The sequence below is a fragment of the Pseudomonas sp. HMSC065H01 genome (assembly GCF_001815235.1).
Lineage (GTDB): Bacteria > Pseudomonadota > Gammaproteobacteria > Pseudomonadales > Pseudomonadaceae > Pseudomonas > Pseudomonas aeruginosa.
Genome location: NZ_KV819923.1, coordinates 20,271 through 35,059, shown reverse-complemented (window position 1 = coordinate 35,059; position 14,789 = coordinate 20,271). Strand labels below are relative to the sequence as shown.

The 14,789-nt window shown below is 67.8% G+C and carries 12 protein-coding genes; 4 read left to right on the top strand and 8 right to left on the bottom strand.

Annotation, left to right across the window (positions count from 1 at the left end):
- The 8 genes from tpbA to narX form a co-directional block, all read right to left on the bottom strand.
- Positions 1-657 carry a tyrosine phosphatase TpbA gene (gene tpbA / locus HMPREF3014_RS26230; RefSeq protein WP_023087016.1) on the bottom strand — a complete coding sequence of 219 codons (657 nt, stop codon included), beginning with the start codon at positions 655-657 and terminating at the stop codon, positions 1-3.
- A gap of 94 nt (positions 658-751) precedes the next feature.
- Positions 752-1,138: a hypothetical protein gene (locus HMPREF3014_RS26225; protein WP_003113771.1), complete on the bottom strand. Its 387-nt coding sequence runs from the start codon at positions 1,136-1,138 to the stop codon at positions 752-754.
- Between the two features lie 20 nt (positions 1,139-1,158).
- A complete protein-coding gene (locus tag HMPREF3014_RS26220; protein ID WP_003119258.1) occupies positions 1,159-1,989 on the bottom strand; it encodes an SDR family oxidoreductase in 831 nt (276 codons plus the stop codon).
- Positions 1,990-2,076: 87 nt separating this feature from the next.
- Positions 2,077-2,826: a class I SAM-dependent methyltransferase gene (locus HMPREF3014_RS26215; RefSeq protein WP_003111263.1), complete on the bottom strand. Its 750-nt coding sequence runs from the start codon at positions 2,824-2,826 to the stop codon at positions 2,077-2,079.
- Positions 2,827-2,841: 15 nt separating this feature from the next.
- The gene (locus HMPREF3014_RS26210; protein ID WP_003092973.1) at positions 2,842-3,306 is read right to left on the bottom strand and encodes a hypothetical protein; all 465 of its coding nucleotides are present in this window, start codon (positions 3,304-3,306) and stop codon (positions 2,842-2,844) included.
- Positions 3,307-3,477: 171 nt separating this feature from the next.
- Positions 3,478-3,873, bottom strand: coding sequence for an anaerobic/virulence modulator AnvM (gene anvM, locus HMPREF3014_RS26205; protein ID WP_003092971.1), 396 nt, complete (start codon positions 3,871-3,873; stop codon positions 3,478-3,480).
- An 84-nt stretch (positions 3,874-3,957) separates the two neighbouring features.
- On the bottom strand, positions 3,958-4,617 hold the full coding sequence (gene narL, locus HMPREF3014_RS26200; protein WP_003092968.1) for a two-component system response regulator NarL: 660 nt from the start codon (positions 4,615-4,617) through the stop codon (positions 3,958-3,960).
- Positions 4,614-6,482, bottom strand: a complete 1,869-nt coding sequence (narX, locus tag HMPREF3014_RS26195; protein WP_003105296.1) for a two-component system sensor histidine kinase NarX — start codon at positions 6,480-6,482, stop codon at positions 4,614-4,616. Before narX ends, narL begins: the two co-directional genes overlap by 4 nt.
- Positions 6,483-6,656: 174 nt before the next feature.
- Between narX and HMPREF3014_RS26190 the strand changes: the two genes are divergently transcribed.
- From HMPREF3014_RS26190 to narH, 4 genes are all read left to right on the top strand, one after another.
- Positions 6,657-7,952: a nitrate/nitrite transporter gene (locus tag HMPREF3014_RS26190; RefSeq protein WP_003105298.1), complete on the top strand. Its 1,296-nt coding sequence runs from the start codon at positions 6,657-6,659 to the stop codon at positions 7,950-7,952.
- 11 nt (positions 7,953-7,963) lie between these two features.
- Positions 7,964-9,370 (top strand): nitrate/nitrite transporter NarK2, encoded by a 1,407-nt coding sequence (narK2, locus tag HMPREF3014_RS26185; RefSeq protein ID WP_023087017.1) that lies wholly within the window; start codon positions 7,964-7,966, stop codon positions 9,368-9,370.
- A 75-nt stretch (positions 9,371-9,445) separates the two neighbouring features.
- Positions 9,446-13,231 carry a nitrate reductase subunit alpha gene (locus HMPREF3014_RS26180; RefSeq protein WP_023087018.1) on the top strand — a complete coding sequence of 1,262 codons (3,786 nt, stop codon included), beginning with the start codon at positions 9,446-9,448 and terminating at the stop codon, positions 13,229-13,231.
- An 11-nt stretch (positions 13,232-13,242) separates the two neighbouring features.
- Complete coding sequence (gene narH / locus HMPREF3014_RS26175) at positions 13,243-14,784, top strand: nitrate reductase subunit beta (protein WP_023087019.1); 1,542 nt, start codon at positions 13,243-13,245, stop codon at positions 14,782-14,784.
- The last annotated feature ends 5 nt before the right edge of the window (positions 14,785-14,789 follow it).

Below are 14,789 nucleotides of genomic sequence, written 5' to 3'. Positions count from 1 at the left end.
TTACGGCCGGTCGAGCGCCTGGGCCATCCACTCGCGCACATGGCAGACGGCGAAGCGCGACGGGCTGCATTCGCCGTTGGCCATCGCCAGGCGCAGGCCGTCGACGTCGGCGCCGCGCACATAGGCGCTGGCGTCGCGCATGTCGTCCTCGTCGCCGAAACCGCCGTGCTGCATTTCCTCCAGCGCGGCCTGCTTGTCCCAGCCCTGCACGACGATGCGGTACATGGCGGCGAACAGTCCGGTGCGGTTGTTGCCGTGCTTGCAGTGCATCAGTACCGGGCCTTCGCGCTCGGCGGCCTGCAACTGGCGGAGGACCCTGAGCACCTCGGCGTCGTCGACCCGGTCGGCGTGGGTCGGCAGGCTGAGCACCCGCACCGGAGCCTGGCCCAGCCAGGCGCGGTCGTCGTCCTTGATGAAGCTGACCACCGTCTTCACCTGCAGGCGTTGCAGCAGCGCGACGCTCTGTGCGTTGGGCAGCGCGCTGCGATAGAGGGTGGGGCTCATGCGGTAGAGGTTGATCGACGGGTCGACCGCTTGCGCCCAGGCTGGCGAACGCGTGGCGGCAGTCTCGGCGGCATGCAGCGGGCCGCCGAGCAGGAAGGCGCCGAGCACGGCGGCGAGGAGCAGGCGGAGCCAGGCGAGCGGTGAACGGTGCATGTCGGCCTCGTGCGGTGGGTGGCCAACACTAGGCGAGGGCGGGTCAAGCCGAGCTGAAGAGAATGTGAAGAATTCGTTGAGGCAGCCTCACCTGTCAGCGCAGGAAGAATCCATAGACCCTGCCGGAGAAGAACACCAGCAACAGCGCCGGATAGCACAGGTAGTGCAGCACCACGATGAGCAGTGCCGCCGGGCTGGGATCGCCTTTCAGCGAGGCGAGGCCGACCAGCAGCAGGTAAAGGACCCCGAGCACTCCGCCATACAGGGCGACCAGGCGCAAGCGCTCGCCCCAGGTCGGCCAGCGCCGCTGCGCGCGGGCGAACCACCAGGCCAGGCCGCCGGCGACCAGCGCGGCGATCAGCAGGCTGGCCGGCAGGCCGCCGAAGCGGACCACCCCGCGCAGCAGCACGTTGAGCAGGATCGCCGCGGCGATCCCGGCCAGGGCGTAGTAGCGGATGGGTACGGCAAGGCGGTCGCCCATGGCGGTATCTCCTGGCGGTTTCAGAGGCGCGTGTCGAGGCCGAAGCGCTTCTTCAGCAGCCGCTCCAGCAGGCCGCGCGGTAGCCAGCGGGCCAGCGCCGGCAGGGCCCGGCTGCCATTGCCGATGCGCACCAGCGGCGGGCGCGGACGGCGCTGCACGGCGGCTAGCAACTGGCGGGCGAAGTCTTCGGCGGACGTGGGATTGTCCTGGGATGCCGCGGCGCGCGCCTGGATCTGCCGGCGCAACGGCCACCAGGGCGAGCGTTCGTCGACCACGCTGTCCATCTCGCGGCTGGCGCTGGCGCCGAAGTTCGAGGCGATGGCGCCCGGCTGCACTTCCAGCACCTCGACGCCGAACGGAGCCAGCTCCAGGCGCAGGGCATCGCTCAGCGCATGCACCGCGGCCTTGGAGGCGCAGTAGGCGCCGGCGAAGGGCGTGACCAGCACGCCGGAGACGCTGCCGACGTTCACCACCAGGCCGGACTTGCGCCTCAGTAGCGGGAACAGCGCGCGGGTCACGCCGACCACGGCGAACACGTTGGTCTCGAACTGCCGGCGCATGGCGTCGACGCCGCCGTCCAGCAGCGGACCCATGGCGCCGTAGCCGGCGTTGTTGACCAGCACGTCGAGGCCGGCGGCTTCGACTTCCAGTTCCTCGGCCAGACGGGCCAGCGCGGCGGCGTCGTTGACGTCCAGTTGCACCGCCTGGAAGCCGGCCTCGGCCAGGGCACGCACGTCGTCCTCCTTGCGCGCGCTGGCCCAGACCCGGTAGCCGGCGCGCTGGAAGGCGTCGGCGAGGGCGCGGCCGATGCCGCTGGAGCAGCCGGTGACGAAGGCGACGGGTTGGCTCATGGGGCGGCGTTCCTTGGCTGGGAGTTGGAAGGAGGGCGGCCTACCGTACTGGATTCGCCGGCCGCGGAAAACCGCTCGAAGGCTCGGTCAGGCGTCCTTGCGCGCGATCCGTAGCGCCAGCGGCATGCGAACCCTGCGTGTCGAGGTCGGCTCGCCCCAGAGCGCGGCGACCCGTTGCAGGGCCTGGCGCACGAAAGCGTTGCCCTGCGCCTCGCGGCACAGGCGGCTGGCCGACCAGGTGGCCATGTAGTCGAACAACCGGGCCAGGCTCCATTGTTGCTCGATGACGAAGGCCGGCGCGGGGAGTTCGCCCAGCGGCAGCTCGACATCCCGGTAGGCGTTCCACAGCAGGCGGTTCTGTTGCGCCCAGTACGGGCCGATCGGGCGCAGGTATTCCTCGTCGATGGCGGCATCGATCTGCGCGTCGATGCTGAACCAGCCGTAGCCCCAGGCGGCGAACACGCCGCCGGGGCGCAGCACGCGCAGCAGCTCGCGGTTGAAGCGCGAATGGTCGAACCAGTGCCAGGCCTGGGCTACGCAGACCAGGTCGAAGGCGGCGTCGGGATAGTCGGTGGCTTCGGCGTCCTGCACGCTGTAGCGGATACCCGGATGGACAACGGCGTGTTCGATCTGCTGCGCGCTGGTGTCGCTGGCGAGGACTTCGCCGAAGTACTGCGCCAGGCCGAGCGCGGCCTGGCCGGTACCGGTGGCGCAGTCCCAGGCGCGCCGGCGCTGGCCGCAGAGCCCGGCGAGATGGCGGTAGAGCGCATCGGGATAACGCGGGCGGGCGCTGGCGTAGGCAGCGGAGCCCTGGTCGAACAGACGGCGGGTTTCCATCGGGTCCTCCCTCGGTCAGTTGCCGAAACGCCCGTCCAGGCGTTCGGCGCGGAATTCCAGGGTGCTGGCGCGATAGCCCGGACGCAGCGGCGGCAGCGGCAGGCAATCGTGCCAGCTGTCGCCGCCGAGCAGGGCGTTCGGCGCCCGGTAGCGCGGGCTGTCGAAGCTGGTGTCGGCCAGGTTGACGCTGTCGCCGGGGCGGTAGGCGGCGATCCTCCAGCGTAGCTCCAGCAACGGTCGGTCGCTGCCGTTCTTCAGTTCGACCGCCAGCGGCCGGTCCACCGGACAGCGTTCCGGCGCATAGCTCAGGCGCAGTTCCTGGCGTTGCAGGTGGCGGCTTTCGTCGTTGTCCTGCCAGATCACCCAGGCCGCCACCAGGCCCAGCCCGGCGAGAGCCGCCAGGGAGACCGGCAGGGCCTTGGCCGGGTATCGGACGAGGAGGATGACCCAGGTGAGAACCAGCAGCGCACCGATCAGCATTGAAATGTCCTTTCTTCGAAGCCGAGGGGACATCCTAGCGCACTGCTGCGTATCGCAGGCGGTACGGGCACGCTTACGCGGCGGAGGCGCCGCGATATGCGCGAGGGAGGCCGAAAGGCGGGGATGCGGGTTTCGGCAGGCTGGGGATAGCCGCCGCCCCCGGCCTCGCCGTCATTCGCAGCGGCGCTTGCCGCCCGGCGTCAGCAGACGCTCCAGTTCGACGAACAGGCGCTCGGCGTCCTGCGCCTCGCAGTCCTCGCCGTAGCGCTTCTTCAGGCCGTGTTCGCTGAGGGTCAGGTGCAGGGTCGGGACTACCTCGTGGCGCGCCAGGCAGCCTTTCACGCAATGCAGCGGGCAACCGTCGAGGGCCAGGATCGGTCGCCCGGAGCGGGCCCGGCGGACCAGCAGCGGGACGTCGCCGCCGACTCCGGCGATGCAGGACATCTCCGCCAGCCGGGCGCGATCCAGGCGCAGCGCGAGATCGTTGGCCAGTTGCGCCACGTTGGAGCAGCCGGAGCAGGCGTAGACCAGGGGAAGGGGATCGTCGGGGCTGCGTTCGAACATCATGACGGGCGCCTCGTGGAAGGAAGCCGCCAGTATCGACGCAGCGCCGCGGTGGATTTCTTGACCGGAATCAAGCCCGCGCGCGGCTTACACCAGGTCGTTCTCCACCGCCCACACCGCGGCCTCGACCCGCGAACGCATGCCGAGCTTGTGCAGCACCCGCTTGACATGGACCTTCACCGTGCCTTCGGTGATGTCCAGCTTTCGCGCGATCATCTTGTTGCTGTAGCCGTGGGCGATCTGGCGGAGGATCTGCCGTTCGCGCTCGGTCAGCTCGTCGAGGCTCTTCGAGCGGTCGTCGCCCCGCAGGGCCTGGGCGAGGATCTGGGTCAACTGCGGGCTGAGGGTCATCTGTCCGGTGGCGGCCTGGCGGATGTGCTCGAGCAGGCGCTCCGGCTCCATGTCCTTGAGCAGGTAGCCGTCGGCGCCGGCGCGCAGGACGTTGACCACGTCGCCCTTGTCGTCGGACACGGTGAACACCACGATGCGCGCGTCGACTCCGGCCTCGCGCAACGCGCGCAGGGTGTCCAGGCCGTTCATGCCCTTCATGTTCAGGTCCAGCAGGATCATGTCCGGGTCCAGTTCGGCGGCCAGGCGCAGGGCTTCCTCGCCGCTGCCGGCCTCGCCGACCACGCTGAGGTCGTCTTCCAGTTCGAGCAACTGGGCGACGCCCTTGCGCATCATCGGATGGTCGTCCACCAGCAGCAGGCGAACCGGTTCGTCGGCGGTGGCTGGCATGTCCGTCATGGGGTCGGCTCCTTGGCGGCGGAGGGTTGCAGGGCGGTCGGCACGAAGCTGAAGAGCACTCGCGTGCCGTGGGGCGCGCGCGCTTCGAAGCGCAACTGGCTGCCGAGGGTCTGGCCGCGCTCCTGCATGATGGTAAGCCCATAATGGCCGCTGCGGTTCTGCTGCGGATCAAAGCCGACGCCATCGTCCTCGACGGCGATGCTCACCTGGCCGTCGGCCTGGCTGCTCAGGCGCACCCAGGCCCGTTGCGCCTGCGAATGGCGAACCACGTTGGAGAGCGCCTCGCGGACGATCTGCAGGACGTGGATTTCCTCGTTGGGGCTCAGCGGCACGTGTTGCAGGCGGTTGTCCAGTTCGATCGTCACCTCGCCGCGCTCGCCGAACTCGGCCACGGCGTTCCCCAGCGCGGCTTCCAGGCTCGGCTCGTCGAGGCTGAGGCGGAAGGTGGTGAGCAGTTCGCGCAGTTGCCGGTAGGCGCCGTTGAGGCCTTCGCGCAGTTCGTCGAGGGTGTCCTCGATCTTCTCCGCCGGCGCCTCGCGCTTGAGCAGGGTGCCCAGGCGGCTGACCTGGATCTTCAGGTAGGACAGCGACTGTGCCAGCGAATCGTGCAGTTCGCGGGCGATGGTGCCGCGCTCGGCGAACAGGGCCAGGCGGCTTTCCTGTTCCTGTTGCAGGGACAGGGCGAAGGTGCGGGCGATGTTGTCGCAGAAGGTCTCGATCAGTTGCTGCTGCCAGTTCTCCAGGCGGCCGCTGCGGCTTTCGATGAACAGTTCGCCGAAACGGTGGCCGGCGATGGACAGGGGCTGCATCAGCAATGGCTGGGCCAGGGACGAGGGTTGGTCGCAGGCGCTGGCCTGCTCGCGGCAGCTACCGCAGTCGCCCTGCAGGCAGAAGTCCGCCGGGCGCTCGGTGGTGGTCAGCGAACTGTAGGCGCGCTCGACCCCGTCCTTGTTCAGGCAGAGGGTCACGCGGCCGGCGTCGAGCACTTTCTCCAACTGGTTCAGCAGCGGTTGCAGGGTGCGGCTGTCGTAGGGGTTCTCGCCCAGCCGGCGGGCGCTGGCGTAGAGCAGTTCGAGGCGCTGGTGGCTCTGCGAGAGGGCGCGGGTCTTGTCCTCCACGCGCTCTTCCAGGTCGCCGTAGATGCTCTTCAGCTCGCCGGCCATCTGGTTGAAGCGCTCGCCCAGTTGCGCCAGTTCGTCCTCGCCGCTGTAGGTGACCCGCGCGTCCAGCTCGCCGCGGCCCAGGCGGCGGGCGGTGCTGGTGAGTTCGCGCAGCGGGCCGATGACGTGGTAGCTGAGGTCGTAGAGGGTGACGAACACCACCAGCAGGCTGAGGAACAGGCACAGGCCCTGCACCGTGCTGAGCAGTTGCGAGCGGCGCTCGGCCTTGGCCTGGAGGATGCCGACGAAACGGTCGATGTCGCCGACGTAGGCGTCCAGCACGGCGCGTCCGGGCAGCGCGCGCGGGTCCAGGCGCGCGAGGCCCTCGCGCAGCTCCTGGTGCAACTGGCGGATCGGGTCGTCGGCGTCCTGGCGTTGCAGCAGGCGGCGGATGTCGCCGCTGTCGAGGCGTTCGCCGAGGGTCCCGAGCAGCGCCTGGCGGCCTTCCAGGCTGGGCTCCAGGGCGACCCGGTAGGTGAGCATGCGCAACGAGCCGGCGTGGTTGATCACCGCGGCGTCCTGGTGCGTGTAGTCGGCGAAGAGCAGGGCGCTGAACATCCCGATCAGCGCCAGCGATACCAGCAGGGTGAGGTAGCAGCCGAAGCGGACTACCAGGGAGCGGCGCAGGATCGGCTTTCCGGCCCTGTCACTACCTCCAAAGAATCTGTCCCGCTGGTCAGCGTCCGGCGCGGTCGCCTTGTTCATGAGAAAAGCCTTTTAAAACAGTGAGTTGCGCAATAATTTCAGCCGTACCTCTTTCGAGGTAGGGGCGCGCATCTAGGCACGGAACGGCCGGTATTTCATTGATTCCTATCAAATTTGCATAGGAACACCTTCCCTAGGCTCTCGCTGAACGCTGTCCGTGCAGAGAGTTTAGCCATGGCTTCCCTACGTCAGAAACAGTACTCCGTCCTCGGCATGAGTACCTTGTCCTTCGCGGTGAATTTCGCCGTGTGGACGATGTTTTCGATCATCGGCATCCGCATCAAGGACGAGCTCGGCCTGAGCGAATCCCAGTTCGGCCTGATGGTCGCCCTGCCGATCCTCACCGGCTCCCTGGTGCGCCTGCCGCTGGGCCTGATCACCGACCGCTTCGGCGGCCGCATCGTGTTCTTCATCCACATGCTGCTGGTGGCCATCCCGATCTACGGCCTGGCCTTCGCCAGCCAGTACTGGCACTACCTGGTGCTCGGCCTGTTCGTCGGCCTGGCCGGCGGCTCCTTCGCGGTCGGCATCGCCTACACCTCGGCCTGGTTCGAGAAGGAGCGCCAGGGCACCGCGATGGGCATCTTCGGTGCTGGCAATGCCGGCGCGGCGATCACCAACCTGGTGGCGCCGATGATCGTGGTCGCCTTCGGCTGGCGCATGGTGCCGCAGGTCTACTCGGTAGCCATGCTGGTCACCGCCGTGCTGTTCTGGCTGTTCACCTGGACCGATCCGGCGCACCTCAAGGGTGCCGCCGAGGCCAGCCAGCGGCCGACCCTGGCCAAGCAACTGGCGCCGCTCGCCGAGCTGCGCGTCTGGCGCTTCGGCCTGTACTACTTCTTCGTCTTCGGCGGCTTCGTCGCCCTGGCCCTGTGGCTGCCGAAGTACTACATCGCCGAATACGGCCTGGACCTGAAGACCGCGTCCTTCATCACCATGCTGTTCACCCTGCCGTCCGGCCTGATCCGCGCCCTCGGTGGCTGGTTCAGCGACCACTACGGCGCGCGCTCGGTGAACTGGGGCGTGTTCTGGGTCTGCCTGGTGTGCCTGTTCTTCCTCTCCTACCCGCAGACCACCATGACCATCCACGGCATCCAGGGCGACCTCAGCCTGGGCATCGGCCTGAACGTCTGGCTGTTCACCTTCCTGGTGTTCGTCGTCGGCATTGCCCAGGGCTTCGGCAAGGCCAGCGTGTACCGGATCATCCACGACTACTACCCGAGCAACATGGGCACCGTCGGCGGCATGGTCGGGGTGATCGGCGGCCTCGGCGGCTTCTGCCTGCCGATCCTGTTCGGCTACGCCGCCGACCACATCGGCGTGCGCTCCTCCTGCTTCATGTTGCTGTTCGGCCTGACCGTGGTCTGCATGGTCTGGATGCACTACGCGATCAAGCAGCAACGCCGCATCGACGGCCAGGCCGCCTCGGCCGACGTCGACCTTCCTCCCACCCTTCCCACCCACTCCTGAGGAATGCCGTCATGGGCATGATCGCCAATAGCCAACTGAAAGCCGCACGGGGACCGCTGCTGCTCGACTGGCGCCCCGAGGACCCCGAGTTCTGGGCGCGCAACGGCAAGCGCATCGCCAGCCGCAACCTGTGGATCTCGATCCCCGCGCTGCTGCTCGCCTTCGCCGTGTGGATGATCTGGAGCACGGTGACTGTGCGCCTGAACAGCGCCGGCTTCGCCTTCAGCAACGACCAGCTGTTCCTGCTCGCGGCGCTGCCGTCGATCTCCGGCGCCACCCTGCGGGTGTTCTATTCGTTCATGGTGCCGATCTTCGGCGGTCGTCGCTGGACCGCCCTGAGCACCGCCTCGATGCTGATCCCGTGCATCTGGCTGGGCTTCGCCGTGCAGGACCCGAGCACCCCGTACTGGGTGTTCGCCCTGATCGCGCTGCTCTGCGGCTTCGGCGGCGGCAACTTCGCCTCGAGCATGTCCAATATCAGCTTCTTCTATCCGAAGAGCCAGCAGGGCACCGCCCTCGGCCTGAATGCCGGGCTCGGCAACCTCGGCGTCTCGGTGATGCAGTTCGCCGTGCCGCTGGCGGTGGCCGGCGGCCTGTTCGGCGCCTTCGGCGGCGAGCCGCAGCAGCTCGGCGACGGCGGTCGCCTGTGGCTGCAGAACGCCGGCTGGATCTGGGTGCCGTTCATCGCCGTGGTATCGGTCGCGGCCTGGTTCGGGATGAACGACATCGCCGACGCCAAGGCCTCGTTCCGCGACCAGGCGGTGATCTTCAAGCGCAAGCACAACTGGCTGATGTGCTGGCTGTACGTGGCCACCTTCGGCTCGTTCATCGGCTTCTCGGCCGGCTTCGCGATGCTCAGCAAGACCCAGTTCCCCGACGTCAACCCGCTGCAATACGCCTTCCTCGGTCCGCTGGTGGGCGCCCTCAGCCGGCCCCTGGGCGGCTGGCTGGCGGACAAGTTCGGCGGCGCGCGGATCACCCTGTGGAACTACGCGCTGATGATCGGCGGGGTGTTCGCGGTGATCGCCTTCCTGCCGGGCGACGGCGGCCAGGGCAACTTCTTCGGCTTCCTTGGCGCCTTCATCCTGCTGTTCTTCTTCGCCGGCATCGGCAACGGCTCCACCTTCCGCATGATCCCGGTGATCTTCCGCAACGAGTGGGCCCGGCGGGTGCGCGACGGCCAGGCCGACGAAGCCGGCGCGGCGCGCAACGCGAGCATGGAGTCGGCCGCGGTGATCGGCTTCTCCGCCGCCATCGGCGCCTTCGGCGGGTTCTTCATCCCGAAGGCGTTCGGCACCTCGCTGCACATGACCGGCAGCGCCGAGGGCGCCCTCTACGTGTTCATCGCCTACTACCTGAGCTGCATCGTCGCCACCTGGTGGTGGTACGCGCGCAAGGGTGCGGAGAGTCCCTGTTGAGTCCGTCGGCAGCAGCCCGCGGCAACCCCTGATTAGCGTTGTAACGCCCGGCACAGACCGGGTGAGGAGATCAAGATGAGTCACCTGCTCGACCGCCTGCAGTTCTTCAAGAAGAAGCAGGGCGAATTCGCCGATGGCCACGGCGAGACCAGCAACGAGAGCCGCGCCTGGGAAGGTGCCTACCGGCAGCGCTGGCAGCACGACAAGATCGTGCGCTCCACCCACGGGGTGAACTGCACCGGCTCCTGCTCCTGGAAGATCTACGTGAAGAACGGCCTGATCACCTGGGAAACCCAGCAGACCGACTACCCGCGCACCCGTCCGGACCTGCCCAACCACGAGCCGCGCGGCTGCCCGCGCGGGGCCAGCTATTCCTGGTACATCTACAGCGCCAACCGCCTGAAGTACCCGAAGGTGCGCAAGCCGTTGCTCAAGCTCTGGCGCGAGGCGCGGGCGCAGCACGGCGACCCGGTGAACGCCTGGGCCAGCATCGTCGAGGACGCCGCCAAGGCGAAGAGCTACAAGAGCCAGCGCGGCCTGGGCGGCTTCGTCCGTTCCAGCTGGGACGAGGTCACCGAGATCATCGCCGCGGCCAACGTCTACACCGCCAAGACCTACGGTCCGGACCGGGTGATCGGCTTCTCGCCGATCCCGGCCATGTCGATGGTCAGCTACGCCGCCGGCGCCCGCTACCTGTCGCTGATCGGCGGGGTCTGCCTGAGCTTCTACGACTGGTACTGCGACCTGCCGCCGGCCAGCCCGCAGATCTGGGGCGAGCAGACCGACGTGCCGGAGTCGGCCGACTGGTACAACTCCAGCTACATCATCGCCTGGGGCTCCAACGTGCCGCAGACGCGGACCCCGGACGCGCACTTCTTCACCGAGGTGCGCTACAAGGGCACCAAGACCGTCTCCATCACCCCGGACTATTCCGAGGTGGCCAAGCTCACCGACCTCTGGCTCAACCCCAAGCAGGGCACCGACGCCGCGCTGGGCATGGCCTTCGGTCACGTGATCCTGAAGGAGTTCCACCTCGACCGGCCGAGCGCCTACTTCGTCGACTACTGCCGCCAGTACACCGACATGCCGATGCTGGTGTTGCTGGAAGAACACGCCGGCGGCGCGTTCAAGCCGACCCGCTACCTGCGCGCCGCCGACCTGGCGGACAACCTCGGCCAGGACAACAACCCCGAGTGGAAGACCATCGCCTACGACGAGCGCAGCGGCGGGCTGGTCTCGCCCACCGGCGCGATCGGCTACCGCTGGGGCGAGTCTGGCAAGTGGAACATCGCCGAGCTGGACGGCAGGAGCGGTGACCAGACGCGCCTGCAACTGTCGCTGCTCGATGGCCCGGAACATGCCTGCGAGGTGGCCTTCCCGTACTTCGCCGGGCAGGAGCACCCGCACTTCAAGGGCGTCGCCAACGACGAGGTACTGCTGCGCCGGGTGCCGTTCCGCGAGATCGTCGCGGCGGACGGCAAGCGCCTGCGGGTGGCCACCGTCTATGACTTGCAGATGGCCAACTACAGCATCGACCGCGGCCTGGGCGGCGACAACGTGGCGACCTCCTACGAGGACGCCGACACGCCCTATACCCCGGCCTGGCAGGAGCGCATCACCGGCGTCCCGGCGGCGCGCGCGACGCAGGTCGCCCGCGAGTTCGCCGACAGCGCCGACAAGACCCGCGGCAAGGCGATGGTGATCATCGGCGCGGCGATGAACCACTGGTACCACATGGACATGAACTACCGCGCGGTCATCAACATGCTGATGATGTGCGGCTGCATCGGCCAGAGCGGCGGCGGCTGGGCGCACTATGTCGGCCAGGAGAAGCTGCGCCCGCAGACCGGCTGGGCGCCGCTGGCCTTCGGCCTGGACTGGAGCCGGCCGCCGCGGCAGATGAACGGCACCAGCTTCTTCTACCTGCACAGCTCGCAATGGCGCCACGAGAAGCTGTCGATGCACGAGGTGCTGTCGCCGCTGGCCGACGCCAGCCGCTTCGCCGAACACGCCCTGGACTACAACATCCAGGCCGAACGCCTCGGCTGGCTGCCGTCGGCGCCGCAACTGAACCGCAACCCGCTGCGCATCGCCGCCGAGGCCGAGGCCGCCGGCCTGCCGGTCGCCGACTATGTGGTGCGCGAACTGAAGAGCGGCGGCCTGCGCTTCGCCAGCGAATCGCCGGACGATCCGCAGAACTTCCCGCGCAACATGTTCATCTGGCGCTCCAACCTGCTGGGCTCCTCCGGCAAGGGGCACGAGTACATGCTCAAGTACCTGCTCGGGGCGAAGAACGGGGTGATGAACGATGACCTCGGCAAGGCCGGCGGTCCGCGTCCCACCGAGGTCGACTGGGTCGACGACGGTGCCGAGGGCAAGCTCGACCTGGTCACCACCCTGGACTTCCGCATGTCCTCCACCTGCATGTACTCGGACATCGTCCTGCCGACCGCTACCTGGTACGAGAAGGACGACCTCAACACCTCCGACATGCACCCCTTCATCCATCCGCTGTCGGCGGCCACCGATCCGGCCTGGGAAGCCAAGAGCGACTGGGAGATCTACAAGGCCATCGCCAAGAAGTTCTCCGCCGTCGCCGAAGGCCACCTCGGCGTGGAGCAGGACCTGGTCACGGTGCCGCTGCTGCATGACACCCCCACCGAGCTGGCGCAGCCGTTCGGCGGCGACGGCCATGACTGGAAGAAGGGCGAGTGCGAGCCGGTGCCGGGACGCAACCTGCCGACGCTGCACCTGGTCGAGCGCGACTACCCGAACGTCTACCGCAAGTTCACCTCGCTCGGTCCGCTGCTGGACAAGCTGGGCAACGGCGGCAAGGGCATCGGCTGGAACACCGAGAAGGAAGTGAAGCTGGTCGGCGACCTCAACCATCGCGTGGTCGAGAGCGGCGTCAGCCAGGGCCGGCCGCGTATCGACAGCGCCATCGACGCCGCCGAGGTGGTCCTCGCCCTGGCTCCGGAAACCAACGGCCAGGTCGCGGTCAAGGCCTGGGAAGCGCTGTCGAAGATCACCGGCCGCGAGCACGCCCACCTAGCGCTGCCCAAGGAAGACGAGAAGATCCGCTTCCGCGACATCCAGGTGCAGCCGCGCAAGATCATCTCCAGCCCGACCTGGTCCGGCCTCGAGGACGAGCACGTCAGCTACAACGCCGGCTACACCAATGTCCACGAGCTGATCCCGTGGCGCACCATCACCGGTCGCCAGCAGTTCTACCAGGACCACCCGTGGATGCAGGCGTTCGGCGAAGGCTTCGTCAGCTACCGGCCGCCGGTCAACACCCGGACCACCGAGAAACTGTTGAACAGGAAGCCCAACGGCAACCCGGAGATCACCCTGAACTGGATCACCCCGCACCAGAAATGGGGCATCCACTCCACCTACAGCGACAACCTGCTGATGCTCACCCTGTCGCGCGGCGGTCCGATCATCTGGCTCAGCGAGCACGACGCGGCCAAGGCCGGGATCGTCGATAACGACTGGGTCGAGGTGTTCAACGCCAACGGCGCGGCGACCTGCCGCGCGGTGGTCAGCCAGCGGGTCAAGGACGGCATGGTGATGATGTACCACGCCCAGGAACGCATCGTGAACGTACCCGGCAGCGAGACCACCGGCACCCGTGGCGGCCACCACAACTCGGTGACCCGCGTGGTGCTCAAGCCGACCCACATGATCGGCGGCTACGCCCAGCAGGCCTGGGGCTTCAACTACTACGGCACGGTCGGCTGCAACCGCGACGAGTTCGTCGTGGTGCGCAAGATGAGCAAGGTCGACTGGCTGGACGAACCCCGCCACGGCGGACTCGGCGGCGACGCCCTGCCGCGACCGCTGCCCCAGGACATTTGAGGAGAGACGCCATGAAAATTCGTTCGCAAGTCGGCATGGTGCTGAACCTCGACAAATGCATCGGTTGCCACACCTGCTCGATCACCTGCAAGAACGTCTGGACCAGCCGCGAAGGCATGGAGTACGCCTGGTTCAACAACGTCGAGACCAAGCCCGGGATCGGCTACCCGAAGGAATGGGAAAACCAGGAGAAGTGGAAGGGCGGCTGGGTGCGCGCGGCAGACGGTTCGATCCGCCCGCGCATCGGCGGCAAGTTCCGCGTGCTGGCGAACATCTTCGCCAACCCGGACCTGCCCGAGATCGACGACTACTACGAACCGTTCGACTTCGACTACCAGCACCTGCATACCGCGCCCAAGGCCGAGCACCAGCCGGTGGCGCGCCCGCGCTCGCTGGTCTCCGGGCAGCGCATGGAGAAGATCGAGTGGGGCCCGAACTGGGAGGAGATCCTCGGCACCGAGTTCGCCAAGCGGCGCAAGGACAAGAACTTCGACCAGGTCCAGGCGGACATCTACGGTGAGTACGAGAACACCTTCATGATGTACCTGCCGCGCCTCTGCGAGCACTGCCTGAACCCGGCGTGCGTGGCGTCCTGCCCGAGCGGGGCGATCTACAAGCGCGAGGAGGACGGCATCGTCCTGATCGACCAGGACAAGTGCCGCGGCTGGCGGATGTGCATCTCCGGCTGCCCGTACAAGAAGATCTACTTCAACTGGAAGAGCGGCAAGTCCGAGAAGTGCATCTTCTGCTACCCGCGCATCGAGGCCGGCCAGCCCACCGTCTGCTCGGAGACCTGCGTCGGGCGCATCCGCTACCTCGGCGTGCTGCTCTACGACGCCGACCGCATCCACGAAGTGGCCAGTTGCGAGAACGAGCGCGAGCTGTACGAGAAGCAACTGGAGATCTTCCTCGATCCGTTCGACCCGGCGGTGATCGCCCAGGCGCGCAAGGACGGGGTGGCCGACAGCGTCATCGAGGCGGCGCAGAAGTCGCCGGTGTACAAGCTGGCGATGGACTGGAAGCTGGCCCTGCCGCTGCACCCGGAATACCGCACGCTGCCGATGGTCTGGTACGTGCCGCCGCTGTCGCCGATCCAGAACGCCGCCACCGAGGGGCACATCGGCAGCGACGGGGTGATCCCGGACGTCGAGTCGCTGCGCATCCCCGTGCAGTACCTGGCCAACCTGCTCACCGCCGGCGACACCGCGCCGGTGCTGCTGGCGCTCAAGCGCCTGCTGGCGATGCGCGCCTACAAGCGCGCCGAGCACGTCGAAGGCCGCCAGGACCTGGAGGTGCTGGCCAAGGTCGGGTTGAGCGTGGAGCAGGTGGAGGAGATGTACCGCTACCTGGCCATCGCCAACTACGAGGATCGCTTCGTGATCCCCAGCGCGCACCGCGAGGAAGCGCTTTCCGATGCCTTCGCCGAGCGTTCCGGCTGCGGCTTCAGCTTCGGCAACGGCTGTTCCGGCGGCAGCAACTCCGCCGTCAACCTGTTCGGCGGCAAGCCGACCAACCGCCGCGACGTGATCCAGGTCGTGCAGATCCAGGAGTGAGCGCC

What these genes read in the sequence shown, in the direction of transcription:
- HMPREF3014_RS26220 (WP_003119258.1), bottom strand. Translation starts at nt 1,989, where the DNA reads ATGAGCCAACCCGTCGCCTTCGTCACCGGCTGCTCCAGCGGCATCGGC.
- anvM (WP_003092971.1), bottom strand. Translation starts at nt 3,873, where the DNA reads ATGATGTTCGAACGCAGCCCCGACGATCCCCTTCCCCTGGTCTACGCC.
- narK2 (WP_023087017.1), top strand. Translation starts at nt 7,964, where the DNA reads ATGGGCATGATCGCCAATAGCCAACTGAAAGCCGCACGGGGACCGCTG.
- HMPREF3014_RS26225 (WP_003113771.1), bottom strand. Translation starts at nt 1,138, where the DNA reads ATGGGCGACCGCCTTGCCGTACCCATCCGCTACTACGCCCTGGCCGGG.
- HMPREF3014_RS26210 (WP_003092973.1), bottom strand. Translation starts at nt 3,306, where the DNA reads ATGCTGATCGGTGCGCTGCTGGTTCTCACCTGGGTCATCCTCCTCGTC.
- narL (WP_003092968.1), bottom strand. Translation starts at nt 4,617, where the DNA reads ATGACGGACATGCCAGCCACCGCCGACGAACCGGTTCGCCTGCTGCTG.
- HMPREF3014_RS26180 (WP_023087018.1), top strand. Translation starts at nt 9,446, where the DNA reads ATGAGTCACCTGCTCGACCGCCTGCAGTTCTTCAAGAAGAAGCAGGGC.
- tpbA (WP_023087016.1), bottom strand. Translation starts at nt 657, where the DNA reads ATGCACCGTTCACCGCTCGCCTGGCTCCGCCTGCTCCTCGCCGCCGTG.
- narX (WP_003105296.1), bottom strand. Translation starts at nt 6,482, where the DNA reads ATGAACAAGGCGACCGCGCCGGACGCTGACCAGCGGGACAGATTCTTT.
- HMPREF3014_RS26215 (WP_003111263.1), bottom strand. Translation starts at nt 2,826, where the DNA reads ATGGAAACCCGCCGTCTGTTCGACCAGGGCTCCGCTGCCTACGCCAGC.
- HMPREF3014_RS26190 (WP_003105298.1), top strand. Translation starts at nt 6,657, where the DNA reads ATGGCTTCCCTACGTCAGAAACAGTACTCCGTCCTCGGCATGAGTACC.
- narH (WP_023087019.1), top strand. Translation starts at nt 13,243, where the DNA reads ATGAAAATTCGTTCGCAAGTCGGCATGGTGCTGAACCTCGACAAATGC.